Annotated in this window: 1 protein-coding gene; it reads left to right on the top strand. The window is 35.6% G+C overall.

Annotation, left to right across the window (positions count from 1 at the left end; all coding sequences use genetic code 11):
• Positions 1-43 precede the first annotated feature (43 nt).
• Positions 44-547, top strand: a complete 504-nt coding sequence (locus ACFVSH_RS27045) for a DinB family protein (protein WP_387598243.1) — start codon at positions 44-46, stop codon at positions 545-547.
• Positions 548-1,025: the final 478 nt, after the last annotated feature.

Here is a 1,025-nt window from a genome sequence, read left to right as displayed (position 1 = left end):
ACTTTGAGTAAATAATTATCTAACGAAATAGGGGAGGCATTATATGTATATTTCAATTTCGGATTTTATTAAAGAATGGAATAAAGAAGCCATACTGACTCAAAATGTTTTGGATGGTTTGACTGATGATTCATTAGATCAACAAGTTTATCCCGAAGGTCGCACTTTAGGAAGAATTGCATGGCATTTCACCACGAATATTCCAGATTATCTAGCCCATTTCGGGTTAAAGATAGAACGGATAGAAAGTTCGGAAAACGTTCCATCTTCAGCCCGGGAAATTGCCATCACTTTTAAAAATGTCAGTTCTCACGCAGCAAAAATCATTGAACAGCAATGGACAGACGAATCCCTGGAACAAATACAAGAAGCGTTTGGAAGACAGGAAACAAATGCTTCCATCCTTATGGGGCTAATCAAGCATATTGTTCATCATCGCGGACAAGTTACGGTTCTGATGCGACAAGCAGGAATAAAACCTTCTGGGGTTTATGGGCCGCCAAAAGAAGATTGGATTCATCTAGGTGTGCAAAATCCACCGCTTTAAAACATGTGCTGCCTTATAGAGTTAGAGCAACAGACAGGCTCTAAATTTTATAAATATCCCAATTTCTCATTTATATCACTGAGAGATTGGGATATTTAATTTTTGCTTTCTTTTCCTTATAATTAATTCAGCATAGATAGACGAGCAATTAAAACCCCATGAAATCGGTAAGGGTAAAGAGACGAGAAGAATTACAAATATTCTATGGAATCTTAAAAACGTTGTTATCACAAATATTGGTGTAGATGATTTTAATTATTTTCAGAAAAGAACGATATACTGAAATAAAATATCGATAAAGTCCTGTCTCTGATTAAAAAAGGGGAGATTACTGGATTTCTTAATTTTGCTAAATTGTAATAAGCTGGGAGTTGAACGGTGTTAATGGGTAACGCCCATGATACAAACTGGTTAATAACAGTAATGAATAGGGAGAGGAGCTTTAATATGTGCTCAAAAATAGAATAGTGATCGTAAC

The organism is Peribacillus sp. NPDC058002 (genome assembly GCF_042886655.1).
GTDB lineage: Bacteria > Bacillota > Bacilli > Bacillales > DSM-1321 > Peribacillus > Peribacillus aracenensis.
The sequence above is the reverse complement of the archived record's forward strand: the minus strand, read 5'-3'. Positions and strand labels throughout refer to the sequence as shown.